The organism is Micromonospora ureilytica, assembly GCF_015751765.1.
GTDB lineage: Bacteria > Actinomycetota > Actinomycetes > Mycobacteriales > Micromonosporaceae > Micromonospora > Micromonospora ureilytica.
The window spans coordinates 5,187,194-5,212,271 of sequence record NZ_JADOTX010000001.1; the positions used below are offsets into that span (position 1 = coordinate 5,187,194).

At 71.5% G+C, this 25,078-nt stretch carries 24 protein-coding genes; 9 read left to right on the top strand and 15 right to left on the bottom strand.

Annotated elements, in window-relative coordinates; translation table 11 throughout:
- Positions 1 to 10: 10 nt before the first annotated feature.
- From IW248_RS23655 to IW248_RS23670, 4 genes are all read right to left on the bottom strand, one after another.
- Positions 11 to 829: an ABC transporter ATP-binding protein gene (locus tag IW248_RS23655; RefSeq protein WP_196928731.1), complete on the bottom strand. Its 819-nt coding sequence runs from the start codon at positions 827 to 829 to the stop codon at positions 11 to 13.
- Positions 826 to 1,923, bottom strand: coding sequence for a FecCD family ABC transporter permease (locus tag IW248_RS23660; RefSeq protein ID WP_307788177.1), 1,098 nt, complete (start codon positions 1,921 to 1,923; stop codon positions 826 to 828). The genes IW248_RS23655 and IW248_RS23660 overlap by 4 nt, the downstream gene beginning before the upstream one ends.
- Before the next feature lie 13 nt (positions 1,924 to 1,936).
- A complete protein-coding gene (locus IW248_RS23665; protein ID WP_196928732.1) occupies positions 1,937 to 2,866 on the bottom strand; it encodes an ABC transporter substrate-binding protein in 930 nt (309 codons plus the stop codon).
- 355 nt (positions 2,867 to 3,221) lie between these two features.
- The gene (locus tag IW248_RS23670; RefSeq protein ID WP_196928733.1) at positions 3,222 to 5,099 is read right to left on the bottom strand and encodes a M14 family metallopeptidase; all 1,878 of its coding nucleotides are present in this window, start codon (positions 5,097 to 5,099) and stop codon (positions 3,222 to 3,224) included.
- A gap of 210 nt (positions 5,100 to 5,309) precedes the next feature.
- On the opposite strand from IW248_RS23670, the gene IW248_RS23675 reads away from it, so the two are divergent.
- Positions 5,310 to 6,647 carry a C39 family peptidase gene (locus IW248_RS23675; RefSeq protein ID WP_196928734.1) on the top strand — a complete coding sequence of 446 codons (1,338 nt, stop codon included), beginning with the start codon at positions 5,310 to 5,312 and terminating at the stop codon, positions 6,645 to 6,647.
- A 66-nt stretch (positions 6,648 to 6,713) separates the two neighbouring features.
- Here IW248_RS23675 and IW248_RS23680 read toward each other — a convergent pair whose 3' ends face one another.
- The 3 genes from IW248_RS23680 to mqnE all read right to left on the bottom strand — a co-directional run bounded on the left by IW248_RS23680 (position 6,714) and on the right by mqnE (position 8,696).
- Positions 6,714 to 6,992, bottom strand: coding sequence for a DUF4229 domain-containing protein (locus IW248_RS23680; protein WP_196930335.1), 279 nt, complete (start codon positions 6,990 to 6,992; stop codon positions 6,714 to 6,716).
- 73 nt (positions 6,993 to 7,065) lie between these two features.
- Entirely contained in the window at positions 7,066 to 7,503 is a 438-nt protein-coding gene (locus IW248_RS23685; protein WP_124815229.1) for a hypothetical protein, read from the bottom strand.
- 23 nt (positions 7,504 to 7,526) lie between these two features.
- Positions 7,527 to 8,696 carry an aminofutalosine synthase MqnE gene (gene mqnE / locus IW248_RS23690; protein WP_124815231.1) on the bottom strand — a complete coding sequence of 390 codons (1,170 nt, stop codon included), beginning with the start codon at positions 8,694 to 8,696 and terminating at the stop codon, positions 7,527 to 7,529.
- 239 nt (positions 8,697 to 8,935) lie between these two features.
- Here mqnE and IW248_RS23695 point away from each other — a divergent pair, with 239 nt between their 5' ends.
- The 4 genes from IW248_RS23695 (at position 8,936) to IW248_RS23710 (ending at position 15,123) form a co-directional block, all read left to right on the top strand.
- Positions 8,936 to 10,501 carry a C40 family peptidase gene (locus IW248_RS23695; RefSeq protein WP_196928735.1) on the top strand — a complete coding sequence of 522 codons (1,566 nt, stop codon included), beginning with the start codon at positions 8,936 to 8,938 and terminating at the stop codon, positions 10,499 to 10,501.
- Between the two features lie 114 nt (positions 10,502 to 10,615).
- A complete protein-coding gene (locus IW248_RS33210; RefSeq protein WP_231398138.1) occupies positions 10,616 to 12,172 on the top strand; it encodes a hypothetical protein in 1,557 nt (518 codons plus the stop codon).
- Positions 12,173 to 12,369: 197 nt separating this feature from the next.
- On the top strand, positions 12,370 to 14,400 hold the full coding sequence (locus IW248_RS23705) for a DEAD/DEAH box helicase (protein WP_231396414.1): 2,031 nt from the start codon (positions 12,370 to 12,372) through the stop codon (positions 14,398 to 14,400).
- A gap of 102 nt (positions 14,401 to 14,502) precedes the next feature.
- Positions 14,503 to 15,123 (top strand): putative glycolipid-binding domain-containing protein, encoded by a 621-nt coding sequence (locus IW248_RS23710; RefSeq protein ID WP_124818349.1) that lies wholly within the window; start codon positions 14,503 to 14,505, stop codon positions 15,121 to 15,123.
- Between the two features lie 79 nt (positions 15,124 to 15,202).
- Here the strand turns inward: IW248_RS23710 and cds1 are convergent, their stop codons facing one another.
- Together cds1 and IW248_RS23720 are read right to left on the bottom strand one after the other, a co-directional pair.
- The gene (cds1, locus tag IW248_RS23715) at positions 15,203 to 16,294 is read right to left on the bottom strand and encodes an L-cysteine desulfhydrase Cds1 (protein ID WP_196928736.1); all 1,092 of its coding nucleotides are present in this window, start codon (positions 16,292 to 16,294) and stop codon (positions 15,203 to 15,205) included.
- A 52-nt stretch (positions 16,295 to 16,346) separates the two neighbouring features.
- A complete protein-coding gene (locus IW248_RS23720; RefSeq protein WP_124818345.1) occupies positions 16,347 to 16,805 on the bottom strand; it encodes an Lrp/AsnC family transcriptional regulator in 459 nt (152 codons plus the stop codon).
- A 270-nt stretch (positions 16,806 to 17,075) separates the two neighbouring features.
- Here IW248_RS23720 and IW248_RS23725 point away from each other — a divergent pair, with 270 nt between their 5' ends.
- On the top strand, positions 17,076 to 17,342 hold the full coding sequence (locus IW248_RS23725; protein ID WP_007454516.1) for a BldC family transcriptional regulator: 267 nt from the start codon (positions 17,076 to 17,078) through the stop codon (positions 17,340 to 17,342).
- A 102-nt stretch (positions 17,343 to 17,444) separates the two neighbouring features.
- Here IW248_RS23725 and IW248_RS23730 read toward each other — a convergent pair whose 3' ends face one another.
- Positions 17,445 to 18,074, bottom strand: a complete 630-nt coding sequence (locus tag IW248_RS23730) for a UbiX family flavin prenyltransferase (RefSeq protein WP_196928737.1) — start codon at positions 18,072 to 18,074, stop codon at positions 17,445 to 17,447.
- 152 nt (positions 18,075 to 18,226) lie between these two features.
- Here IW248_RS23730 and IW248_RS23735 point away from each other — a divergent pair, with 152 nt between their 5' ends.
- Positions 18,227 to 19,210 carry a terpene synthase family protein gene (locus IW248_RS23735; protein ID WP_196928738.1) on the top strand — a complete coding sequence of 328 codons (984 nt, stop codon included), beginning with the start codon at positions 18,227 to 18,229 and terminating at the stop codon, positions 19,208 to 19,210.
- 21 nt (positions 19,211 to 19,231) lie between these two features.
- Here IW248_RS23735 and mqnP read toward each other — a convergent pair whose 3' ends face one another.
- Both mqnP and IW248_RS23745 read right to left on the bottom strand, forming a co-directional pair.
- The gene (gene mqnP, locus IW248_RS23740) at positions 19,232 to 20,143 is read right to left on the bottom strand and encodes a menaquinone biosynthesis prenyltransferase MqnP (protein ID WP_196928739.1); all 912 of its coding nucleotides are present in this window, start codon (positions 20,141 to 20,143) and stop codon (positions 19,232 to 19,234) included.
- Entirely contained in the window at positions 20,143 to 21,603 is a 1,461-nt protein-coding gene (locus IW248_RS23745) for a menaquinone biosynthesis decarboxylase (protein WP_124818338.1), read from the bottom strand. Before IW248_RS23745 ends, mqnP begins: the two co-directional genes overlap by 1 nt.
- Positions 21,604 to 21,811: 208 nt before the next feature.
- Between IW248_RS23745 and IW248_RS23750 the strand changes: the two genes are divergently transcribed.
- Positions 21,812 to 22,687, top strand: a complete 876-nt coding sequence (locus IW248_RS23750; RefSeq protein WP_196928740.1) for an alpha/beta fold hydrolase — start codon at positions 21,812 to 21,814, stop codon at positions 22,685 to 22,687.
- A 24-nt stretch (positions 22,688 to 22,711) separates the two neighbouring features.
- Here IW248_RS23750 and IW248_RS23755 read toward each other — a convergent pair whose 3' ends face one another.
- The gene (locus IW248_RS23755; protein WP_196928741.1) at positions 22,712 to 23,266 is read right to left on the bottom strand and encodes a carboxymuconolactone decarboxylase family protein; all 555 of its coding nucleotides are present in this window, start codon (positions 23,264 to 23,266) and stop codon (positions 22,712 to 22,714) included.
- 83 nt (positions 23,267 to 23,349) lie between these two features.
- Here IW248_RS23755 and IW248_RS23760 point away from each other — a divergent pair, with 83 nt between their 5' ends.
- On the top strand, positions 23,350 to 23,826 hold the full coding sequence (locus tag IW248_RS23760) for a MarR family winged helix-turn-helix transcriptional regulator (protein WP_196928742.1): 477 nt from the start codon (positions 23,350 to 23,352) through the stop codon (positions 23,824 to 23,826).
- 76 nt (positions 23,827 to 23,902) lie between these two features.
- Here IW248_RS23760 and IW248_RS23765 read toward each other — a convergent pair whose 3' ends face one another.
- Both IW248_RS23765 and IW248_RS23770 read right to left on the bottom strand, forming a co-directional pair.
- Positions 23,903 to 24,091: a DUF397 domain-containing protein gene (locus IW248_RS23765; RefSeq protein ID WP_196928743.1), complete on the bottom strand. Its 189-nt coding sequence runs from the start codon at positions 24,089 to 24,091 to the stop codon at positions 23,903 to 23,905.
- Positions 24,082 to 24,888, bottom strand: coding sequence for a helix-turn-helix domain-containing protein (locus IW248_RS23770; RefSeq protein WP_196928744.1), 807 nt, complete (start codon positions 24,886 to 24,888; stop codon positions 24,082 to 24,084). Before IW248_RS23770 ends, IW248_RS23765 begins: the two co-directional genes overlap by 10 nt.
- Positions 24,889 to 25,078 lie beyond the last annotated feature (190 nt).

The following is a 25,078-nucleotide window of genomic DNA, read 5'->3' on the forward strand; positions in this document are numbered from 1 at the left end:
CCCGGCAGGCTCAGGGGCGGGTGGGGCGGACGGGGACCACCAGGGGGCCGTGTGTACCGGGGACCACCCGGACGCTGGCCCGGTAGTGGGTGGCGAGCAACTCCTCGGTCAGCACCTCGGGAGGAGTCCCGGCGGCCACCACCTGACCGCCGGCGAGCATCACCATCCGGTCGGCGTACTCACCGGCCAGGGAGAGGTCGTGCATCGTGGCCAGCACGGTCAGGCCGTGCTCGCGGCGTAGCTGGTCGACGAGTTCGAGCACGTCCTGCTGGTGCCCGATGTCGAGCGCGCTGGTCGGCTCGTCGAGCAGCAGCAGCGTCGCGCCCTGGGCGAGCGCGCGGGCGAGGAACACCCGCTGCCGTTCGCCGCCGGAGAGGGTGGCCAGTTCGCGACGGTGGAAGCCGGTGAGGTCCAACCGTCCCAGCACCTCGTGCACGGCGTCGATGTCGGCTGTCGACTCCCGGCCCAGCGCCGGGATGTACGGGGTGCGACCGAGCAGCACGTAGTCCAGCACCGACATGCCGGGTGGCACCACCGGCGACTGTGCCACAGTGGCCACCACCCGTGCGCGGTCCCGACGGCGCAGCGCGGCACTCGGCGTACCGAACAGGGTGATCGACCCCGGCGCGGGCAGCAGCCCACCGACGGCGCGCAACAGGGTCGACTTGCCGGCGCCGTTCGGGCCGATCACTGTGACCCACTCGCCGACGGCGACGGTGAGGTCGACGCCGGTCAGGATCGGCGTGCCACCGAGGTCGACGTGCAGCCCGCGCACCTCGACGGCCGGCGCGTCGACAGCCGGCGCTCCGACGGCGGGTCCGCGGCTCACGTGAGCACTCGCCGGGCGGTCCGCAGCACGAGGACGAAGAACGGGCCGCCCAGTAGGGCGGTCACCACTCCGATCGGCACCTCGGACGGAGCGGCGGCGGTGCGGGCCACCACGTCGGTCAGTGCCAGGAACGCGCCGCCGAACAGCAGTGACATCGGCAGGATCACCCGGTAGCTGGACCCGGCGAGCAGCCGGACGGTGTGCGGCACGATGATGCCGACGAAGCCGATCAGCCCGGTCGCGGAGACCGCCGCCGCGGTGCCCAGGGAGGCGGCGGCGATCAACAGGTAGCGGGTGCGCTGCGGGTGCAGACCGAGGCTTCTCGCCTCGTCGTCGCCGACCGCGAGGACGTCCAGCTCGCGGCGGTGCAGCAGCACCACCACAGTGGTCAGCGCGGCGTACGGCAGCACCAGCAGCACGTCGTGCCAACCGGCGGTGGCCAGCCGGCCGAGCAGCCAGGAGTAGACCGGCTGGATGCTGTCGGCGTGTCGTTGCAGGAGGTACGTCTGCCCGGCGGACAGGAACGCGGAGACCGCCACCCCGGCCAGGATCAGCATCGCCGGTGACCCGCGTCGCCCCCCGGCCGCGCCGAGCACGTAGGTCATCGTGACGGCGAGCAGGGAACCGGCGAACGCGGCCAGCGGAATGGTCATCGGCAGCCCGGAGAGCGTGCCCTGCTGGCCGGCGCCGCCGAGGGCGATCGCCGCGGTGACCGCGAGGCCGGCGCCGGCGGCCACACCCAGCAGGTACGGGTCGGCCAGCGGGTTGCGGAACACCCCCTGGTAGCACCCGCCGGCCATGGCGAGCAGGCCGCCGACGAGCAGGCCCAGCACCACCCGGGGCAGCCGCAGCTCGGTGACGATGGCGATCTCGCGCTCGGTCAGCCCGCTGTCCAGGTGCACCCCGGGGAACAGGTTGAGCAGCTCGGCGGCGACGCTGCCCGGGGGCAGGCTCACCGGGCCGAGCGACACCCCGACGACGAGCGCGACGAGCACCGCGACCAACCCCGCGACCAGCCAACGTTTGCGCAGCCCGGCGGGCCGGGCCCCAGATAGGAGCCCAGCGGGCCGGGCCGCGGACAGCGGCCCGGTCACCGACGGACGACGGTCACGCGGGCACCTTGGCGACCGCGTCGATGATGACCCGGAGCAGGTCCACGACGCGCGGCCCCCAGCGGGAGGCGATGTCGTCGTCCAGGGCCACGACCTGGTTGTTCTTCACCGCGGTGAGGCCGGCCCAGCCACTGCGGGCCTTGACCGTGTCGGCGCTCTGCTGGCAGCACTTGGCATCTGCCAGGAAGACGAAGTCCGGGTCGGCCTTGACGATGAACTCCTGGGACAGCTGCGGGTAGCCGAAGTTCTTGCCGTCCGCGTCGGCGGGGTCGGCGATGTTGGTCAGGCCGGCCTGACCGTAGAGCGAGCCGATGAAGGTCTTGCTGGTGGCGCTGTACAGCTCCGGGCCCAGCTCGTGGAAGTAGGTGAGCTTCTCCGCGCGCTGCGGCAGGTCCTTGACCAGCTTGGCGATGTCGTCCTTCATCCGGGTGGCGACGTCGGTGGCCTGGTCGGCGTGCCCGGTCAGCGTGCCCAGCTCGGTGATCTGCCGGTACGAGTCGTCGAGGGTGATCGCCGCCGGGGTCTGGTACACCGGGATCTTCAGCTTGCCGAGCTGCTCGACGATCTTGTTGCGGTCGTCGGAGAGCACCACGAGGTCCGGGTTCTTACCGGCGATCGCCTCGGCGTTCGGCTGGAAGGCGGAGAGGTCGGTCTTGGGCACGTCGGCCGGGTAGTTCGACTGGTCGTCGACGGCGGTCACCTGCGGGCCGGCACCGATCGCGAAGAGCATCTCGGTGGCGGTGGGCGACAGCACGACGATCTTCTCGGGCCGCTTGTCGAGGGTGAGCGCGCCGACGGTGACCGGGTAGGCGGCGGCCGCGGTGCCGGTGCTCGGCTTGTCGTCGGCCTTCTCGGCGCAGGCGCCGAGGGCGAGGGCGGCGACCGCGAGGGTCGCCGCGAAGAGCCGAGGGGTACGTCTGAACATGGGGGCCTCCTGTCGGTCGAGGAGTGTGGTGCTTCGCCGACAGGGACTTCCGTACGCCCGCCCACGAGGCGCCCTTCCTCGAGAGCGCGTTTCGCGACCGGTCCGCAGGCGACCTGGCTCGTCCCCACCTACCGGTGGGGCATCACAGTTGCGGGACAGCGCCGGGATGAGCACCGGCTTCGCTGCGGACTGGTCGGTAAGACGGTAGCGCACCGCCAGGACGTGCCGGATCGATCAAGGATTGATCGACGACGCACGATCGGCGGCTCGTCGCGCTCCGAGGGATTTGTCCCGGATCTGGAGGATCGGGAACGGGTGGTGGGGCCCCGCCGGGGCGGGACGGGGCCCCACCCGATCAGGAGGACGTGATGGTGACGTTGTCCACAGCCGCCTCCACCAGGCTGGCCCCGGACGCGTCCGCCGCCTCGATCAGCACGCGGACCGACTGGCCGGCGTACGGGGTGAGGTTGAGGTTCGCTACCGCCCAACTTCCGTTGCGGTTGCTGGCCGCGCCGGCCTGGGTGAGCAGCGCTGTGGTGCCGCCGTTGTGCACCACGCTCACCCGCAGGTAGTCCGCCGACGAGGCGTTCGAGCCGTGCGCCAGGTACCAGGCCAGCGAGAGGCTCAGCGTGCCGGACGACGGCAGGGTCACCGCCGGGGACCGGGCGCTGGTCACGCCGCCGTCGACGTCGTAGTCACCGGCGGCCGAGCCGGCGAGCCGGCCGGTCACCAGGTCGTTGGATCCGGCGTACGGGGTGAGCTGCTTGGCGCCGGAGGACGTGGTCGCCTGGGCGGCGCCCCGCTCGAACGCGCCGACTGTGGCGGTGTCGGTGCCGCCCGGGTTGATGGTCCAGCCGGTGGCGGTCTCGAAGGTGTCCGACCAGACAGTGGTGCCGCCACCGCCGCCGCAGTACTGCGACTGCTTGTTGATGGCCCGGTACGGGCAGTCGGCGTACTCGCTGAGCAGCAGCACTGCCTCCCGGTTGCGCGAGGTCTGCGCCGGGATGACCTCGTCGGGCGGGTAGAAGCCCCCGCCGCCGGACGAGCCGGGATACATCTCGAAGGTGTACGCCCAGATGTTGTGGGTGGCCCACATCCAGTCGAGGCTGTCCCCGTCGGTGATGTAGAGGTCGCTGGACTGTTCCGGGGTGTAGCCGTTGGTGGCCGCCATCTGCTGACCGATGGTGGCGAAGGTGTTGTACTGGTCCGCGCTCATCCCGGTCGCGGTGTTCGCCGTGGTGTAGCCGTACGGCCAGAGCACCAACTGCGAGTACGTGTGGAAGTCGATATTGGCCTTGATCTGCTGCACGCCACCGACCACCCGGCCGTTGACGAAGTTGCGCAGCGCCTGCGTCTCGGGGGCGGAGAACGCCGACGGCCCCCGGTAGGTCTCCGACGAGGTGGTGCCGGACGAGCCGCCGCAGCATCCCCAGTTGTAGGACCAGTTGCGGTTCAGGTCGGTGCCGACGTTTGACGAACCGCTGTTGGGCTGCCGGTTCTTGCGCCAGGACCGGTACGACCCGGTGGCGATGTCGTACTCGCTGCCGTCCGGGTTGACCGTCGGCACGATCCAGAGCTCCCGGCCGTTGACGATGTTGGTGATCCGGGAGTCGCTGCCGTAGCTGTCGGTGAAGAGGTTGAGCAGGTAGATCGCCATCTCGACGGTCAGGTGCTCACGGGCGTGCTGCTGGGAGTTGAACAGGATCTCCGGCTCGTTCTCGTCGGTGCCGACGTTGTCGGAGATCTTCACTGCCATCAGGTCGCGGCCCTCGTACGAGGAACCGATGCTGATCTTGCGGGCGATCGCCGGATGGTCGGCGACGACCTGGTTCACGACGGCTGTCAGTTCCGCGTAGTCGTGGTAGTTGGAGTCGGCGGGCGGGAAGGCCAGCGCGCCGAAGTCGCCGGCGCCGCGCTCGGCGTTGGGCGGCGGGGCCAGCGGTTCCAGCCGGAAGCCGAGTTTGCCGATCGCGGCGGCCTCACCCGCGGTCGCCGAGATGTGCAGCACCCCGTGTTCGGAGTAGTCGATGGCGGCCCCGGTGCGGGCCACCGCGTTGCGGTCGGCGAGGGTCCGGGGCCCGAGCACCCGGTAGCCGGAGGCGGCCTGCTCAGCGGTGCGGTCCGGTGCCGGTCGGGCGGCGACCGGACCGGCGGCGACTGTGACGATGCCCAGCCCGGTGACGACAGCGAGCACCAGGACACGGCGGAGAGGGGTGGGCGTGCGGAGGGCCATTGACTACCTCCTCGATGGGCGGGAGATCCCGCTCGGTGAAGGACACTTCACCACCTGTCACATGGTCATATCAATATTGATCGCTGCGTTCTCCATCCCAGGTGGACCATCACGGCGGCAATGATTTTCCACCTATCAACATCTGGCGAAACTTCCCTCCAAGCGGAAAACTGACCAGCGACGATGCCCCCTCGACACCGCGGAGCACCCATGGCCAGATCCCGCCTGCGCGCGGCCGCCCTCGCCGGCGTCACCACGCTCACCCTGCTCACCAGCGCCGCGCCCGCGCTGGCCGCCCACCCGCCCGCCCCCGTCCACGACGAGCAGATCACCTACCAGGACTGGTCCGGGCCCGCCGACTGGCACCGGGGCAGCCGGGCCGGCACCCGCGTCGTGCCCGGCGCCCGAGCGGGCGTCACCCTGGCCCGTCCGGCCGGCACCATCGAGTACGCGGACCCGCACACCGGCGCCACCCGCACCTGGGAGTACGGCACCTGGACCTCGCCGACGACCCGAATCGGGTTCGACGCCACCGAGCTGATCGCCTCCTGGAACGCGGAGACCCCCGCCGGCACCTGGATCCAGGTGGAGATGCAGGGCAACTACACAAGCGGCGACCAGACCCCGTGGTACGTCCTGGGTCGCTGGGCGTCCGGCGACACCGACATCAAGCGGACCAGCGTCGACCGGCAGGGCGACCCCTGGTCGACGATCTGGACCGACACCTTCAGCATCGACGACGCCACCGCCGGGGTGCTGCTGCGGTCGTACCAGCTCAAGCTGACCCTCTACCGGGCACCCGGGCAGAACGCCGCCCCGGTGGTCCGGATGCTGGGTGCGATGAGCTCCACAGTGCCGGACCGGTTCACAGTGCCACCGAGCGCCGGGCACATCGCCTGGGGCCGGGAGCTGCCGGTGCCGCGCTACTCGCAGAACGTGCACGCCGGGCACTACCCCGAGTACGACGGCGGCGGCGAGGCGTGGTGCTCACCCACCTCGACCGAGATGGTGGTCGAGTACTGGGGTCGCAAACCGTCGGCGGCCGACACCTCCTGGGTGGACCCGACCTACCCCGACCCGACGGTCAACCACGCCGCGCGGATGACCTACGACTACGCGTACGACGGCGCGGGCAACTGGCCGTTCAACACCGCGTACGCGGCCAGCTTCCCCGGGCTGGAGGGCCGGGTGACCCGACTGCACTCGTTGGACGAGCTGGAGCGTTTCATCGCCGCCGGCATCCCCGTCGTGACCAGCCAGTCCTTCCTCGCCAGTGAGCTGGACGGGGCGAACTACGGCACCTCCGGGCACCTATTCGTGGTGGTCGGCTTCACCGCCGACGGCGACGTGATCGTCAACGACCCCGCCTCGTCCAGCAACGACGTGGTGCGCAACGTCTACAAGCGTGCCCAGTTCGAACAGATCTGGCTACGGACCAAGCGCACCAACGCCAGCGGCGGCGTCTCGGGCGGCTCCGGCGGCGTCGCGTACCTGATCAAGCCGACGTCCAAGCCCTGGCCCAAGGCCCCCAACTCCACCAACTGGTAGGCACCGCGCGGTTGATCATGAAGTTATTGCCCGACTACTCGGCGTGTCGTGACAATAACTTCATGATCAACGCGGGGAGTCTGGGGTTTGGGTGGGGGGTTGGTCGTCGCCGGCCAGGGCGGAGCGGAGGCGTTCCTTCTCGGTACGGCGGCGCTCGGCTGCTTCGGCGATCTCCCCGGCCATCTCGTCCCGCCAACCGCGCAGCAGGAAATAGGAGAGCGCGGCAGAGAACACCAACGCCAGCATCAGCTTCAGGAACACGTTCATGTCGACCAGCCAGAGGCCCGCCAGCACGGCGACGAACAGCCCGATCCGGCCCAGCGTGTACTTGAGCGCGGCGCTCACCTGCACCACTCCGTTCTCTCCGTCGCCCGCCACTGCCGGCGGAAGGATCGAGCCGCCCGGCGGGCGGTCGTGGTCAGCCGGTCCGGCGGGCCAGCCAGCGGACGCCCGGGAACCAGAGAGCCGCGTACGCCACTGTGAACGCCCCCGCCGCCAACGCGCCGGAGAGCAGCGGCGGCAACCCCGCGCCCAGACCGGCGACCAGCAGCCCCACGAACACCCCGACGGCAGCGGCGACCACCGCGGCCAGCACCCGGGCCGCGCCGAACTCCCAGGCTCGGAAGTCGTCCCAGAACAACCAGGCCGGCAGGATCACCGCCAGCCAACCGTTTGTGTGCCCGAAGTCGCCGGCGCCGACCGAGGCGAACGCCCAGTCGAACAGCACCAACGCGAGCACACCGATGACCAGGCCGGCCAGGCACACCCCGAGCAGATCGCCCAGGGTACGGATGCGCCCATCGGCGTCCCGGCGGGGAAACCCGCCCTGCTGCTCAGGTCCTCGTTGCTCGGTCATCGACTGCGAGGGTACGTGGCGGCTCAGGCCCAGACCTGCTGCGGCTCGGCGCGCCGCTCGGCCAGCGACGGTGCCTTGTCGTACTCCCGGACCACGTTGTAGCGGGTGTCCCGCTCGACGGGCTGGAAGCCGGCGTCCCAGATCAGGTGCAGCAGGTCGTCGCGGTGCATGGTGTTCGGGGTGCCGTACGAGTCGGCGTCGTGCGTGATCTTGTATTCGACGACGGAACCGTCCAGGTCGTCCACGCCGAAGTTCAGCGAGAGCTGCGCCACCGACAACCCGTGCATCACCCAGAAGTTCTTCAGGTGCGGCACGTTGTCGAAGAGCAGCCGGGAGACCGCGAACGTCTTCAGCGACTCGGCCGGCGAGGCCATCGTGGTGCGCGCCTGGATCCGGTTACGGATCTTGCCGTCCGCCGAGTCGACGAAGTCGTGCTGGTAGCGCAGCGGGATGAAGACCGCGAAGCCGCCGGTCTCGTCCTGCAACTCGCGCAGCCGCAGCACGTGGTCGACGCGGTGCCGGGGCTCCTCGATGTGGCCGTACAGCATCGTCGCCGGGGTCTTCATGCCCTTGCTGTGTGCCAGGGCGTGGATGCGCGACCAGTCTTCCCAGTGGCAGGCGTGGTCGACGATGTGCTGCCGGACCTCCCAGTCGAAGATCTCCGCGCCACCACCGGTCAGCGACTCCAGGCCAGCGTCCATCAGCTCGTCGAGGATCTCGTCGGCGCTCAGGCCGCTGATCTTCTCGAACCACTGCACCTCGGTCGCCGTGAAGCACTTGAGCTTGACGTTCGGCAGCGCGGCCTTCAGCTCGCGCAGCACCTTCGGGTAGTAGCGCCAGGGCAGCGTGGGGTGCAGGCCGTTGACGATGTGCAACTCGGTGAGCTGCTCGTCCTCCATCTCCTTGGCCTTACGGACCGCCTCGTCGATGCGCATCGTGTACGCGTCCTTCTCGCCCGGCTTGCGCTGGAACGAGCAGTACGCACAGGACGCCGAGCAGACGTTCGTCAGGTTGAGGTGCCGGTTGACGTTGAACATCACCCGGTCGCCGTTCAGTTCGGTGCGCTTGTGGTGCGCCAGCCGCCCCAGCCAGGTCAGGTCGTCGCTCTCGTAGAGGGCGACCCCGTCCTCGCGGGTCAGCCGCTCACCGGCGTACACCTTCGCTTCGAGCTCACGCTTGAGTCCGGCGTCCATGGCACGTCCCTTCCACCTGCGGTCCGGATCGAGCGTACGTCGCGGCGCCGACGGGCCCGGCGGCACGGTCGCCGGCAGCGACCCACTTCACCAGACTCTCAGCCTCCCGTAACCCGGCAACGCATCGACATGAGTGGCGAGGTGCGGTAGTAACAAGGTGGGGCGGAACACACACACTGGTACCGTCCCGGCGGCCGCGCCCACCGAGCGCGGCGACGAAGGGTCGAACGGGGAGCGGAATGATCTACAGCGGGCGCGGGCGACGGCAGCGACGACGGAGCCCGGTGATCTCGCCGGTCCTGCGTCCGAAGCTCTGGGCCGCCCTGCTCGGCGCGATCGCCGCGGCCGTGCTGGCCACCCCGGCCTACGCGGAGCCCGGCCTGCCGACCACAGTGCCGGACACCGGCTCGCGCCCGGCGGTCACCGGCGCGCTTCAGCTGCCCGGCGGCGCACCGGTCGCCGGCGTGCCGGCGCCGCCGTTGGTCAACATCGGCAACGGCCCACTGGCCGCTGCGATCTCCGCCGGTGAGGCCCAGGTCGGCGCGCTCGGCGAGGATTTGCTGTTGAGGCGGCAGAAACGCGTCGACGCGCAGGCGCAGCTCGACGCGGCCGGCAAGGCGCTGGCGACCGCGCAGGACGCAGTGCTCCGGGCCCAGCAGACGGCCGACACCGCCGCCGCCGAGGCCATCAAGGCAGCCGCCGCTCTGCCGCCGGGCGACCTCGCCCAGGACATCCGTGGGCTGAGCCGCCTCCAGGCGATCACCCGTGGCGAGAAGGTCGACGGCGGCACCACCGGAGTGGCCGGGGAGCTGTCCCGGGCCCGCGCCGGTGAGCAGGCCGCGTACCAGAAGCACAGCGAGGCGAAGGATCTGCTCGCCGCCGCCGAGACGGAGTTCACCGCGGGTGAGAAAGGGCTCCGCACCGCCGAGGCGAGCCTGCTCAAGCTGCGCCGGGACAATGCCGCCGCGCTGATCGAGATCGAACGCCAGCAGGAAGCCGCCGAGCAGCAGATCGGCGCCGGATACGTCTCCAACCAGAGCATCAGCGGCATGGCCGCGCACCCCCGGGCACTGGCCGCGGTCCGGTACGCGCTCGCCCAGCTCGGTGACCCGTACAAGTGGTCCGAGGAGGGGCCGGACGAGTTCGACTGCTCCGGCCTGATGTGGGCGGCCTACCGGTCCTCCGGCGCCGACTACTTCGACCTGCCCCGGGTCTCCCGCGACCAGTACGCCGCCACCCGTGGCCGCACCGTTCCGCAGAGCGCGCTGCTCGCCGGCGACCTGCTCTTCTTCGCCTCGGGCAGCAGTTGGACGACGATCCACCACGTCGGCATGTACATCGGCAACGGCAAGATGGTGCAGGCCCCCACCACTGGCGACGTCGTCAAGATCTCGGTCGTCCGCTGGTCCCGGCTGTATGCCGCCACCCGGGTGATCGGCGCGGTGCCGGCACCGGTCGTGACCAATCCGACCCCGCCCGTCTCGACCCCGAAGCCGACGCCCACCCCGTCGCCCACCAAGACCAGCAAGCCGACACCCACGCCGTCGCCCACGAAGACCACCAAGCCCACGCCCACGCCGACGAAGACGCCCACGCCGACGCCGACGCTGACCACCACCCCGACGCCGACCCCGACCGGCAGCACCACGCCGACGCCGTCGAAGACCCCGAGCAACACTCCGACGACAGTGCCCTCGGCACCGACCAACGCCCCGACCAGCACGCCTCCGACGACCACGCCGAAGGCCAGCGCGAGCGCGACGGGCAGTGGCAGCGCGACGGGCAGCCCCAGCACCACGGGCTGATCCGCCACGACCGCCTCCGGCTGTCCGCTCGGCAAGATCTGTGGCACCGTGACAACCAGGCACATCCGACCCGACGTCACGGGTCCGGGTGCGAGCATGGCGCGGAGGGCGGAAATGGCCGAGCAGAGAGATCCGGCGGAGACTGTCGACCCCGTGGTCGACCAGGTCGGCCCACCAGGGCCGGAAACCGCCGACCCGGTGGCCGCCAGCGAGGCCAGCCCAGCTGACACCAGCCCGGCCGACAGCGAGGCCAGCCCGGCCCACAGCGGCACGGCAGCTGTCGTCCCGGACGCCTCGACCGACGCCGTACCCGCCGACGCCGTACCCGCCGACGCCGTGCCCGCCGACGCCACTTCCGGCGACACTGACGTTTCCGGGACCAGCGCCGCGGAGTCGGCCGCGGTCGACGCGCGCCAGGGGCAGGCCGCCGCACCGGTACGCGCACGCGCCAGCGTCGTGACCGCCGGGGCGCTCCGCAGTGACCTGCCGGCCAGCGCTCCGGTCACCGCGACCACCTACCGTGCGACCGGCTCGGCCAGCCCGGCCGACGTGTCGTTGCCGGGGCAGCGCAACGACTCCCCCGCGCCGGCCCGGGCCAGCGCCACGGTTCCGAGCGGCAGCCGGGGCACGGCCGACGCCCTGGGCACCCCGGACCTTCGCGAGAAATCGCCTGGCGTCTACCGAACCGCGCCGGTGGACGCCGAGCCGGAACCGGCACCGCCCTCGACGCCGTCGACTCCGGAGCCGGAACCCACGCCACCCGGTCCCGGGCCGACGCAGCCGCCGCCACCGGAACCGGAGCCCGCGCCGGCCCCGGGTCCGTTCCCGCCCGGTCCGATGCCGACGCCGGGCCCCCGACCCACGCCGCCACCCGGTCCGGTTCCGCCCGTTCCGGGCCCGCCCAACCCGCCGCCCTCGCCGGTGCCGCCCATCCCCGGCCCGCCGTCGCCGCCCGTGCCGAGCCCGCCGCTTCCGCCACCCGGCCCGCCGGTGCCCGCACCACCAGCCCCGCCCGGCCCGATGCCGGCACCGCCGTTTCCACCGCCGCCGGCGATGACCGACAGGCCCGGCGTACGGGCCAGCGCGTCGGTCTCCGCACCGCCGGCCGGGTGGCCATCCACGGCCGGGGCGACCCGCCCGACGTCCGGCGGCGGATGGACCGGGACGGCTGCCTCCGCGCCGCCGGTGGTACCCGCCCCAGCGCTGCCGAGCTGGCCACCGTCCACCGCCGGGGCTCCCTCGTCGACCCGGAACGGCACCGGAAACTCCCGAATGACAGCGTCGCCGAGCAGCCCACCGGCTGCTTCCCCCGGACGGGACGCGGCCGGCACCCGTGGCGGGCGGCCGGACGGCGGCTCCGACCTGGCCGGCTCGCGTGGCGGGCGGCCGGACGGCGGCTCCGATCTGGCCGGCACCGTATACGGCAACGGCGAGGGGGCCGGCTTCACCACGATCGCGATACCCGCCAACGCGGTGGAGACGTCCGGCTCGTTGACCGGGCACATCCTGGCCCAGGGCTGGGCCGACACGCCGGCCGAGCGGTCCAGTAACGCCCGGGTGATGATCGTCCTGGCCGCCGCTCTGGGGCTGCTGGTGGCGATCAGTGTTCTGGTCGTCCTGCTGGCCAGCGACGCCCTGGACGGTCTGATGGGCAGCGTGCTCAACGGGTGAGCCAGCGAGTGGTAACGATGGTGAGTCCGCCCACTACCGTCGGACAACCGGCTGGCGGCTTCGCCAGACCGCCGTACACTGGCTGAGATCACTGACCCGGCGCGCGTGGTGTGCGCCCCTGGGCGATCTTGCGGGCGATCCGGCGGTACAGCCGCGGCAGGCCATCGCGAAGATGCGCCCCGCTCGAAAGGTTTTTGTTGACCACCTCTGCTGACCCCAGCACCGTTTCGTCCGTTTTCAACTCAGTCCCGGCGACCGACACCGCCCGGGAGCAGCTCGACGTTCCTCCGAGCGAGGCCGGCACCGCGCCGGCGGCGACCGTCACCCAGCAGGCCGAGCCCGCGCCGACGGAGACCGCCGAATCGATCAGTTTCGCCTCCCTCGGCCTGCCCGAACCCCTGGTCCGCGCGCTGGCGCAGCAGGGCATCACCAGCCCGTTCGAGATCCAGCGGGCCACCGTTCCGGACGCGCTCGCCGGCCGCGACGTGCTGGGCCGTGGGCAGACCGGTTCGGGCAAGACGCTCGCCTTCGGCCTGCCGATGATCGCCCGGCTGGCCACCCGCAACCGGGCCCGGCCGATGCGTCCGCGCGCCCTGGTCCTGGTTCCGACCCGCGAGTTGGCCATGCAGGTCAACGACGCACTGGTGCCGCTGGGCAAGTCCGTCGGCATCTTCCTCAAGACCGCCGTCGGCGGTGTTCCGTACGACCGTCAGATCGACGCGCTGCGCCGCGGCGTGGAGATCATCGTGGCCACCCCGGGGCGGCTCGGCGACCTCATTGAGCGGGGCATCTGCCAGCTCGACGAGGTCGAGGTCACGGTGCTCGACGAGGCCGACCAGATGGCCGACATGGGTTTCCTGCCCGAGGTGACCGATCTGCTGGCGAAGACGCCCGCGAACAGTCAGCGGCTGCTCTTCTCGGCCACCCTGGACGGTGACGTCGACGCGTTGGTCAGGCGGTTCATGACCGACCCGGTCACCCACTCCACCGCGCCGTCCACCGCATCGGTGTCCACCATGGACCACCACATGCTGTTGATCCCGCCGCACGAGAAGTTCCCGGTGGCGGCCTCGATCGCCGCCAGGGACGGCCGGACCATGGTCTTCGCCCGTACCCAGCTCGGGGTGGACCGGCTGGTCGAGCAGCTCGCGGCCGTCGGCGTACGCGCCGGTGGTCTGCACGGCGGCAAGACCCAGCGGATGCGCACCAAGACGCTTGCCGAGTTCCGTGAGGGCCGGATGAACGTGCTGGTCGCCACGGACGTGGCGGCCCGGGGCATCCACGTCGACGGGGTCACCCTGGTGCTGCACGTCGACCCGCCGAAGGACCCCAAGGACTACCTGCACCGCGCGGGACGTACCGCCCGGGCCGGCGAGTCGGGCGCGGTGGCCACGTTGGTGCTGCCCAAGCAGCGCCGCACCACCCTGGCGATGATGGAGAAGGCAGGTGTCGCGCCGGCCGAGACCCGGGTCCGGGTCGGCGACGCGGCGTTGGCCGAGCTGGTCGGCGCCCGCGAGCCCAGCGGCGTTCCGGTTCGCGTCGAGGCGGAGCCCCGGGGCTACGGCGACCGCTCCGGCGGCCCGCGCCGGTACGACGACCGGTCCGGGGGGCCGCGTCGGTTCGGTGACCGCACGGGAGGCGAGCGCCGCTACGGCGACCGTCCGCAGGGCGACCGGCGCTTCGGCGACCGGCCGACCGGCGAGCGCCGCTTCGGCGACCGCCCGCAGGGTGACAGGCGCTTCGGCGACCGGCCGCAGGGCGAGCGGGGCCACGGCGACCGCCCGCAGGGTGACCGCGGCTACGGCGACCGCCCGCAGGGTGACCGCGGCTACGGCGACCGCCCGCAGGGCGAGCGCCGATACAGCGACCGGCCCACCGGCGAGCGCCGCTTCGGCGACCGCCCGCAGGGTGACCGCGGCTACGGCGACCGCCCGCAGGGCGAGCGGGGCCACGGCGACCGCCCGCAGGGCGAGCGCCGGTTCGGCGACCGCCCGCAAGGTGACCGCCAGTACGGCGACCGCCCGCAGGGGGACCGCCGCTTCGGCGACCGGCCGCAGGGTGAGCGGCGCTTCGGTGACCGGGACGCTCGGGGTGGTTTCCGCCCGGAGAGTCGGGTTCGGGACGACCGGCCCCGCGATGACCGGCCCCGCGATGACCGCCCGCGTGAAGACCGGCCGCGTGACGATCGGCGCGGTTTCGGCGGGCGACCGCCGGCGCGTACTCACTGATTGATCCACCGAACGCCGTCGCGAAGCCCAGGCTTCGCGGCGGCGTTCGCGCATGCCCTGCCGATGTCGGTCGGGTCGCGTAACGTCCGGCTCATGCCGACCATGCCGAAGTCAATCTTCTGGTCCCGGACGGACACCGCCGGCAGCGAGCAGGTCCTGCTCGACGACGGCCACGGGTTGGCGGCCCGGGGCACCCTGCTCGCCGTGGACCCGATCCCGTGGACCGCCCGCTACCAGCTGACCACCACGCCGGACTGGGCCACCACCCGGGTCGAGGTCGAGGCCGAAGGGCTCGGCTGGCTACGCCGGGTGACGTTGGAGCGGGCCGCGGGCCGGTGGCGGGTGACAACCGCCGAGCAGGGCAACCTGGACGCGGCCCTGGTCGCGGCCGGTCACCCCCGGGCCGGGCTGCCCGGCACTGACGACCCGGATCGGCTGGCCGACGCCCTCGACGTCGATCTGAGCGGCTCGCCGCTGTTCAACACCCTGCCGGTCCACCGACTCCGGATGGCGGCTGAGCCGGCCGATGTGGCACACCGGATCACCGTCGCCTGGGTGCTGCTGCCCGGCCTGGAGGTGGTGCCGGCCGAGCAGATCTACACCGGGCTGGGCCCGGGTCGGGTGCGCTTCGCGAGCGGCACCTTCACGGCCGACATCGATCTGGACGACAGCGGCTACGTAGTGCGCTACCCCGGGCTGGCCGAACGCATCGACCCGCGCTGAGAAGCGCTCAGCCGGGCCAGGCCCGCTGGGCGGTTCAGCCGGCCCAGGCTCCGCTGGGCGGTTCAGCCGGGCCAGGCTCTCAGCCGGGCCAGGCCCCGCTGGCCAGGAATCGGTCGATCGTGGCCAGGTGCGGGGCCAGGTCGAGGCCCTGGGCGGCCACCCAGTCGTCGGCGTAGTACGTGTCGGCGTACCGGTCGCCCGGGTCGCAGATCAGGGTGACCACCGAGCCGGTCCGACGCTCGGCGAGCATCCCGGCGATCAGGCCGAACGCGCCCCACAGGTTGGTGCCGGTGGACCCACCCACCCGACGGCCCAGCAACGCCGACCCGGCGCGCATGGCGGCCAGTGACGCCGCGTCCGGCACCTGGACCATCCGGTCCACCACCGAGGGCAGGAACGACGCCTCCACGGTGGGCCGGCCGATCCCCTCGATACGGGAGCCCTTCCCGGTGCGTACCGACCAGTCGGCGGCCAGCCAGGCCGGGTAGAACGCCGAGTTCTCCGGGTCGACCACGCAGAGCTTGGTGGCGAGCCGGCGGTACCGGGCATAACGGCCGATGGTCGCGCTGGTGCCCCCGGTGCCCGCGCCCACCACGACCCAGGCGGGAATCGGGTGTCGCTCCAGCTCCAACTGTGCGTAGATCGACTCGGCGATGTTGTTGTTGCCCCGCCAGTCGGTCGCCCGCTCGGCGTAGGTGAACTGGTCCATGAAGTGCCCGCCGGAATCCTCCGCGAGCCACCGGGCCTCGACCACCACGCTTGCCGGGTCGTCCACCAGGTGGCACCGGCCGCCCTGGAACTCGATCTGCGCGATCTTCTCCGGCGAGGTGGAGGCGGGCATCACCGCGATGAACGGCAGGCCCAGCATTCGGGCGAAGTACGCCTCGGAGACCGCCGTGGACCCCGACGACGCTTCGACGATCGTGGTGCGCGGCCCGATCCAGCCGTTGCAGAGCCCGTAGAGGAACAGCGAGCGAGCCAGCCGGTGCTTCAGCGAGCCGGTGGGGTGTGACGACTCGTCCTTGAGGTACAGGTCGATCCCCCATTCCCGGGGCAGCGGGAACGGCAGCAGGTGGGTGTCGGCCGAGCGGTTCGCGTCCGCCTCGACGGCGGCGATCGCCTCGGTCACCCAGGTCCGGCTGGCTTCGTCGCACCGGTCGAGATGAGTCACGCTCGGAAACCTAGCAAGCAGGTCAGCGGCGGTCTGCGCCGGTACGAGGTGGTCAGGCCGCAGCCGGGCCGACCGGTTGGGGGCGGTTCTCCCACTTGGTGGAGAGCGCGATGGCGGTACGGGTGGAGGCGACCCCCGGCGTCCGGTTCAACCGCACGATCAACTGCTCCAGCTCGGCGATCGTGCCGACCCGCGCCTTGAGGAGGAACGACTCCACGCCGGCCATGAAGTAGCAGGACTCGATCTCGGGCAGCACCCGCAGCGACTCGAGCATGTCGTCGGTGTCGGCACCGGAGTCCTCGACGATGCCGATCAGCGCGGTGACACCCAGCCCGATCGACTCCGGAGCCACGTCCGCGCGGTAGCCCCGGACCACCCCGCTGCTCTCCAGCTTGCCGACCCGCTCGTGCACGGCTGGGGGTGAGAGGCCCACCTGGCGGGCCAGCTCGGCATACGAGAGGCGCGCGTTGCCGCGCAGCAGGTCGACGAGGCTCAGGTCGATGGCGTCCACAGAGAGTGACCTTAACTGTTCGCGCGTAACGTGCGGCCTTCGGCACCCGTTGGACTGAGCGGTGAGTCACTGTTCATAAACCGCCGGTCAGGGCAGAGGTAGCACCAGTAACATTACTAACTCCCCACTCAGTGCATTTTTCGCGTTTGGGCGGACAGGCCATGTCCCTGGTGCTGTAATTGCCATACGTCCCTCATGACGGCTCTGGGCTACGCACCAGCCGGGGGCAGTGTGTTCAGCCGGGGGCTTCGTCGACGCGAGGAGGGGGCTGTGGACACTGGAGATCGCCTGCTGACACCGGGTGAGGTCGCCGCGCTGTTTCGGGTAGACCCGAAAACGGTGACGAGATGGGCGGCGGCCGGCCGGATAGGAAGCATCCGGACTCCAGGCGGGCATCGCCGGTTTCGGGAATCCGAGGTGCGAGCCCTGCTTGAGGGGGAGGGCATGCTGGACGAGGTGGATGAGGTCGGAAAGCCACGCAATGTGGGGCCGGCGGCATCCACGGGGCCGGGTCCGGCCAACGCCGGCATGTACTGAACTGGTGCGGACAACGCCACGCGGACCGGACACCAGTCCGGTCCGCGTCCCGCTTCGGCCGATCGCCGGCATGAACGGGACGGCCCGGCACGAGCGGACGGCTCAGCTTCGGGCCGCCCCGAGTTCGCCGGACCAGCGCCGGAACAGGGTGTGCTTGACGCCGAGCGCGTCCAGCACCTTGCCGGCCACGAAGTCGACCAACTGCTGCGCGCTGGCCGCCGCGCCGGCGCCGTAGAAGCCGGGGCTGGCCGGCAGCACCACCGCGCCCGCGTCGTGCAGCGCGATGAGGTGCTCCAGGTGGCTGCGGGTCACAGGTGTCTCCCGGGGGACCAGCACCACGGGACGGCGTTCCTTGAGGTTGACCTCGGCGGCGCGCTGCAACAGGTCCTTCGAGAGGCCGATCGCGACGCCCGCGCAGGCTGCGGTGCTGGCCGGGACCACTGCCATCCCGCGTACCCGGTAGGAGCCGCTGCTCGGCCCGGCGGCCAGGTCGCCGGCCGGCCAGTGCCGCACGTCCGCCCCGGTCAGGTCCCGGTCGAGCCAGGCGGCGAGGTCCTCGGCCCAGTGCCCGTCACGGAAGGGTCGGCCGGTCTCGTCGAGCACGGTGAGGCGCGCCGCCCGGGACACGATCAGGTCCACCGGCTCGCCCGCGTCGAGCAGTCCGCCGATGACGGCCGCCGCGTACGGCGTACCGGAGGCACCGGAGACCCCGACCACCCATGGTTCCCGCATGCCCCCAGCCTGCCTGGTCCGGCTGGTTCGCTGGTGGGCACCCCCGGCGTTGGTCCGGTCCGACATGTCGGGCGGGGTACCTGCGTATCCCGCCGACCTGAGATGCTGCCGCTGGCGATTCGCACCGGAAGCATGTCGCAGAGGAGGCATCGGTGACGACCGGCGAGATCCTGCGGGCGCTGCGTGCCGATTGTCCGATCCCGGCCCGGCTCCCCCCACACGCCGATCGTGTGCAGGGCTGGCTGCTCGGTCTGCTGCCCGAGCTCGGCCTTGCGCTGGACGACGCCGCGCTGCACCGACTGTCCCGGGGAGCCTTCGCCCGGTACGCCGGGCGGCTCTACCCGGAGGCGACCGAAGCCGACCTGCGGGTGCTGGCCGCGCTGTTCACCTGGTTCTTCCTGGTCGACGACGCCTGCGACGGGCCGAATCGGTTGACCCCGGAGCAGATCCGGGCGCTGCGCAACGGCACCCTGGCGCTGCTGCACGACGGCACCCGGCTGCGGCAGGCCGGGCTCACCGGCCCGCTACGACGACTGCTGGTGCTGGCCTGGCGGGAGCCGCGCCGCCGGATGCCGGCCCGGTGGCGGCAGCGTTTCGCCGACGCGGTGGCCCGGCACCTCGACGGCACCTGGCAGGAGGCGGTCAACAAGGAGGCCGGCCGCCGCCCCAGCGTGGACCAGTACGTCGAGCTGCGCCGGTCGACCTCGGCGGCGGAGGTGTCGTACCCGCTTGTGGAGTTCGTCAGCGGTCGGCCGCTGCCCGACCCGGTCTACCACCACCCGCTGCTGCGTCAGATCGCCCGTACCGGCAACGACCTGCTCTCCTGGTACAACGACCTGGCCTCGCTGGAACGGGACCGGACGACGGCCGGCGGGCACAACATCGTCCTCGCCCTGCAGGCCGAACTGGCCGTGCCCGAGGCGGAGGCGGTCGAACGGGCGGCCGAGCAGTGGCGGGCGGCGATGCGACGCTTCGTCGCGCTGCGAGCCGAGGTGCCGTCGTTCGGCCCGACGTTGGACAAGGCGGTCACCGACCATCTCGACGGTGTCGCGTACGCCGTGCGCGGGACCATCGACTGGACCTTCGAGAGCGCCCGCTACCCCGTCAGCTCCACGCCGCCAGCCTCAGGGCCGTAGGCCGAGCCGGATCACCCAGCCTCAGGGCCGTAGGCCGAGCCGGATCACCAGGTCGAGCAGGGCGAAGAGGAACAGCGCGATGCCGACGAACCCGTTGGCGGTGAAGAACGCCCGGTTGACCTTGCTGAGGTCGGTCGGGGTGACCACCAGGTGCTGGTAGGCGAACGCCACGGCGGTCAACGCCAGCCCGATCCACCAGAGCCAGCCGAGACCGATCAACGCACCGAACCAGATGAACAGCGCGAACGTCACCACGTGCGCGACGGTGGAGGCGTGCAGCGCGAAGCGTCGACCGTATCGGGCGGGCACGCTGTGCACACCGATCTCCCGGTCGATCTCGGAGTCCTGGCAGGCGTAGATCAGGTCGAACCCGCCGATCCACAGGCCCACGGCCGCGCCGAGCAGCCAGGCCGGCCCGGAGCCGGACAGGGTGCCGGTGACCGCCAGCCAGGCGCCGACCGGGCCGACCGCCTGGGCGACCCCGAGGATGGCGTGCGGCCAGTTGGTGAACCGCTTGGCGTAGGGGTAGACGACGAGCGGCACCACGGCTAGCGGCGCGAGCACCAGGCAGAGCGGGTTGAGCAGGGCGGCAGCGACGAGGAAGACCACAAGCGCGACGGCCGCGCCGGTCCAGGCCGTCCGCACGCTCACCTCTCCGGTGACCAGCTCCCGACCGGCGGTACGCGGGTTCCGCGCGTCGATCTTGCGGTCCAGGATCCGGTTGGCGGCCATCGCGAACGTCCGTGCCCCGACCATCGCCACGGTGATCAGCAGCAGGTCGAGCCACCGCACCCGCCCGCCGTTGACCTGCATCGCGGTCAGCGCCGAGAGGAACGCGAACGGCAGCGCGAACACGGAGTGCTCGACGGCGACGAGCTTCAGGAAGGACTTGGTCCGGCCCGGCTTCGTGGCCGGTGCGTCGAGGACGGCCATCAGATTCCGTACTCCTTCCAGCGCTTGTCGACCAGGGCCGTGACTTCCGGGCTCATGCTCATTTCCTCCGGCCAACCGCGGGTGTAGCCCTCGGTGGGGAGCTTGCGGGTCGCGTCGACGCCGGCCTTGCCGCCCCAGAACTGCTGGTACGACGAGTGGTCGAGGTGGTCCACCGGGCCCTCGGTGAGCAGCAGGTCGCGCGCGTAGTCGACGTTGCCGAAGGCACGGAAGGCGACCTCGTTGTAGTCGTGCACGTCGCAGTCCTCGTCGACGATCACGATCAGCTTGGTCAGCGACATCAGGTGCGCACCCCAGATCGCGTTCATCACCTTCTGCGCGTGCTTCGGGTAGCGCTTGCGGATGGAGACGATCGCGCAGTTGTGGAAGACGCCGGCGGCCGGCAGGTCGTAGTCGACGATGTCCGGGATCATCAGCTTGAGCAGAGGCTGGAAGATCCGCTCGGTGGCCTTGCCGAGGCCGTGGTCCTCCTGCGGCGGCTTCGAGGTGACGATCGAGTGGTAGACCGGCTTGCGCTGCATGGTCATCGCCTCGATGTGCAGCACGGGGAACGGCTCGACCGGCGTGTAGAAGCCGGTGTGGTCGCCGAACGGTCCCTCGGGCAGCCGCTCACCGGGCTCCAGGTAGCCCTCCAGCACGATCTGCGCGTGCGCCGGCACCTGCAACGGCACTGTGAGGCAGTCGACCATCTCCACCCGCTCGCCGCGCAGGAACCCGGCGAACAGGTACTCGTCGATGTCGCCGGGCAGTGGAGCGCTGGCCGCGTACGAGACGACCGGGTCACAACCGATCGCGATCGCGACCGGCAGGCGCTGCCCGAGCCGCTCGGCGACCGCGTGGTGCGCTGTGGAGTCCTTGTGGATCTGCCAGTGCATTCCCAGGGTGTTGCGGCCGTGCTGCTGGAGTCGGTAGAGGCCGAGGTTGCGCTTGCCGGTCTCCGGGTGCTTGGTGTGGGTCAACCCGTAGTTGTGGAAGATCCCGCCGTCGTCGGGCCAGACCTGCAACCCCGGCAGCCGGTTGAGGTCGACGTCCTCACCCCGGTAGACGACCTCCTGGCAGGGGGCGGTCTTCACCTTGCGCGGCGGCACCGACTTGAGCTGCATGACCTTGCCGAGACCCTCGCGGATGCCCGACCAGCCGACCGGCAGCTCCGGCTTGATCAGCGCGCCGATCCGGGCGCCGACCTCGTCCAGCGAGTCGACGCCGAGGGCCATCGCCATCCGCTTCTCGGTGCCGAACAGGTTGATCGCCACCGGCATCTCGCCCCGGGTCGGACGCTCGAAGAGCAGCGCCGGGCCGCCGGCCCGCACCGTGCGGGTGACCACCTCGCTGATCTCCAGGGTCGGATCGACCGGGACGTCGACCCGGCGCAACTCCCCCGCGCGCTCCAGCGCCGCGAGAAAGTCCTTGAGATCGGTGTACGGGAAGCCACGAGCCGCCATGTCGCCCAGTCTCCCGCACCGGCTCCCGCACGGCCCAAGCCGGGTGCTGTGACGCTCGCGATCCCCCCAACGCCAACTGCGGCCGGGGTCCAGATCCACTGGCAGGGCCCGCACCTCGCGGGCATGGCGGCCGGTTGAGCGGGTAGCCGGGCAGGCGGCGGGCGGACGGCAGAGTGCACGCGCAGGCGGACGGCGGACGGAGGCGGCGATGGGCGGGGAGCGGGTTCCGGCGGGGTTCACCGAGCAGCGGGCACGGGTCGGCCAGATCACCATGAACTACGTCCGTGGGGGCACCGGCCCACCGCTGGTGCTGCTGCACGGGTATCCGCAGTGTTGGTACATGTGGCGGCACCTGCTGCCCGAGTTGGGGCGCTCCTTCGACGTGGTCGCGCCCGACCTGCGGGGCTTCGGGGGCAGTGACGCGCCGGACGGCGGGTACGACAAGAAGACGGTCGCCGCCGACCTGCACGGACTACTCGACCAGCTCGGCCTGGTCAGTGACCTTCGGCTGGTCGGACACGACCTGGGGACCATGGTGGCGTACGCGTACGCCGCCGCCCATCCGCAGCGGGTGAGTCGGCTGGCGCTCACCGAGGCGCCGATCCCCGACGAGAGCATCTACACGTTCCCGGCGCTCACCTCGGTCGGGCCCGGGGTGTGGAACTTCGGCTACTTCTCCCTCGGCAACGGGCTCCCGGAGGCACTGGTCGACGGGCGGGAGGCGCTCTGGGTGGACAAGTTCACCGACGCGCTGATGGTGCGCAAGGGCAGCATCGCCGCGCCCGACATCGAGGAGTTCGCGAGCCATCTGCGCGACCCGGCGCATCTGCGGGCCAGCTTCGCGTACTTCCGGGCGTTCGAGCAGGACATCGCGGACAACGCGGCGTACCGGGGCACGAAGTTGACCATGCCGGTGCTGGCCGTCGGGGCGGCGGCCAGCCTGGGCGGTCAGGTCGCCGAGCAGGTTCGCCGGTACGCCGACACGGTCCGCGGCGAGGTGATCGAGGACTGCGGGCACTGGCTGTACGAGGAGCGCCCCGACGAGATGCTCGCCCTGCTGCGCGACTTCCTCGGGGCGTCCTGAGCAGCAGCCGGCCGGCACCCTCGGTCAGGCGGCGGGCGTCCAGGCGTGGACGGCCAGTGGCGCGTCGAGTGGTGCCCGGGTGAGCCGGTTGGCAAATGTGGACATGGTGTACGCGCCGATGCCGAGCACCACGTCCAGCGCGTGCCGGGGCTGGTAGCCGGCGGCCAGGAAGTCGTCCATCTCGTCGTCGGGCACTGCGCCCCGGTGGTCGAGCACGGCCAGCGTGAAGCGGCGCAGCGCCTCCAGGCGCGGGTCGGGCAGCACCGAGCCGGCGCGCAGCGCGGTGATCAGCTCGGGGGTCGCGCCGAGTCCGGTGAGCTTGCCGGTGTGCAGGGCGACGCAGAAATGGCATTCGTGACTGGTGGAGACGGTCAGGATGACCACCTCCCGGTCCAGCGGGGCGAGGTCGGTCTGCTCGAAGCCCGTGCTGGCGGTGAGGAAGCCGGTAAGCAACTGCGGCGAATCGGCCATCAGCGCCACCGGGGTGGGCAGCCAGCCGAACCGGCCCTGCACTCCCTCAATGGCTCGGCGGGCGGCGGCGGGTGCGGTCTCAGCGGTGTGGGCGGTGAAGACGGACATGGTTACCTGCTTTCCGAAACCTGGATCGGGGGACGCTACGATAGTCAACGTGGTTGACGAAATAGTAAACGTGGTTGTCGAACATGGCAAGCGCTGATCCCGCGCGCCCCGGCTTCGCGCTGCCACTGCTGCTGCTGGCCGGCTTCCGGACGCTTATCGACGACCTGCACACCGAGCTGGCCCGGGAGGGGCATCCGGAGCTGCGACCGCTGCACGGGTTCGTGCTCCAGGCCGTTGGGGCGGACGGCACCACCGCCACCGAGCTGGGCCAACGGCTGGGCATCTCCAAACAGGCCGCGGGCAAGACCGTCGACCGGCTGGTCGCCGTCGGCTATCTGGAGCGGGTCGACGACCCCTCCGACGCCCGACGGCGGCTGGTCCGGGTGACACCGCGCGGCGCCGACGGGTTACGCCGCTCGGCCGAGATCTTCGACCGACTGCGCGCACAGTGGACCGACGCCCTCGGCCCGGAACGGGTCAACGCGATGGAAGACGACCTGCGCACGATGGCCTCGGCCAACTGGTTCCGGCTCGACGTGCCCGGCTGGTTCGGCGGCTGATCGCAAGGCCGCCGACCGGCTGCCTGGTTTGGCGGCTGATCGCGGCTGCCGACCGGTTGCCCGGCTCGGCGGGCGGTCAGGGGGTGCGGGCCAGCTCGACGAAGGCCCGCCACGCGGCCGGGCTGAAGGTCAGCAGGCCGCCGTCGCGGTCCTTGGAATCGCGGACGTGCACCCGGCCGGGCAGGTTGTCGGCGACCTCGACGCACGCGCCGGCATCGTTGCCGCTCCGGGTGGACTTGCGCCAGCGGGCTCCGGTCAGATCCATGGCTTCACGATCTCCTCGAGCAGGTCGATCGACTGCTGCCGGGGCAGCGCGTCACTGCGCAGACTCTCCCACCTTCCGAGCAGGGTCGCCACCTCGTTGATGTCGTCCACGGCGGTGCCACCGGTCTGGTTGTCGAGGAAGCCGAGCCAACTGCCGTCGGCGGTGCGGCCGAGGATGAACGGCCCGAAGAGGCCGGCGTGCAGGCCCACTCCCTGCGGCAGCACGTGCACCCTGATGTGCGGGCGGCGGGCGCACGCCACCAGGTGCCGGAGCTGCTCGGCCAGCACCCCGGCGCAGCCCTCCGCGAAGCGCTGCAGCGCTGCCTCGTCGATCACGGCGGTGAGCTGCGGCGGGTGCTCCCGGTCGAGGATCGTCTGCCGCTCCAGCCGGGCCGCCACCAACTCCTCCACCCGGTCGGCGGTCAGCCCGAGGTCGAGCCGGAACACCGCACGGGCGTAGTCGGCGGTCTGCAACAGCCCGGGAATCATCGTCGCGCCGAAGCAGCGCAGCTGGGTGGCGACCCGTTCGACCTCCAGCCAGGGGCGGAACCAGATCGGCTCGCCGTCGCGCCGGCCCAGGTCTCGAAGCGAGGTCAGCAGGCCGCCGGTGTCGAGCACCTCGTCGGCCCGGGTCAGGTACGCCTCGTTGGGCGCCGTGTGCCCCAGCTCGACGGCCGACACCATGGACGGCGAGTAGTGCGCGCGTTTGCCGTACTCCTCCTGGGTCAGACCGGCCGCGAGCCGGGACCGCCGGAGCTGCTCCCGGATCAGCGCCGCCGTGGACACCACTGTGGTCACTGCGCCCCACCTTCCGCCACCGATTGTTGGGTCGCACGACCCACCTGCCGCACGGTAGCGAGCGGTCAACGCTGTGTCAGCACACAACACGGATATCGGGGTAACGCGAGCTGCCGCCCGGCCCCACCGCGTGATTCGTCGACCGCCACATAGCCGGTCAGGGTCGGGTCAATACCGGCGGACACATCTC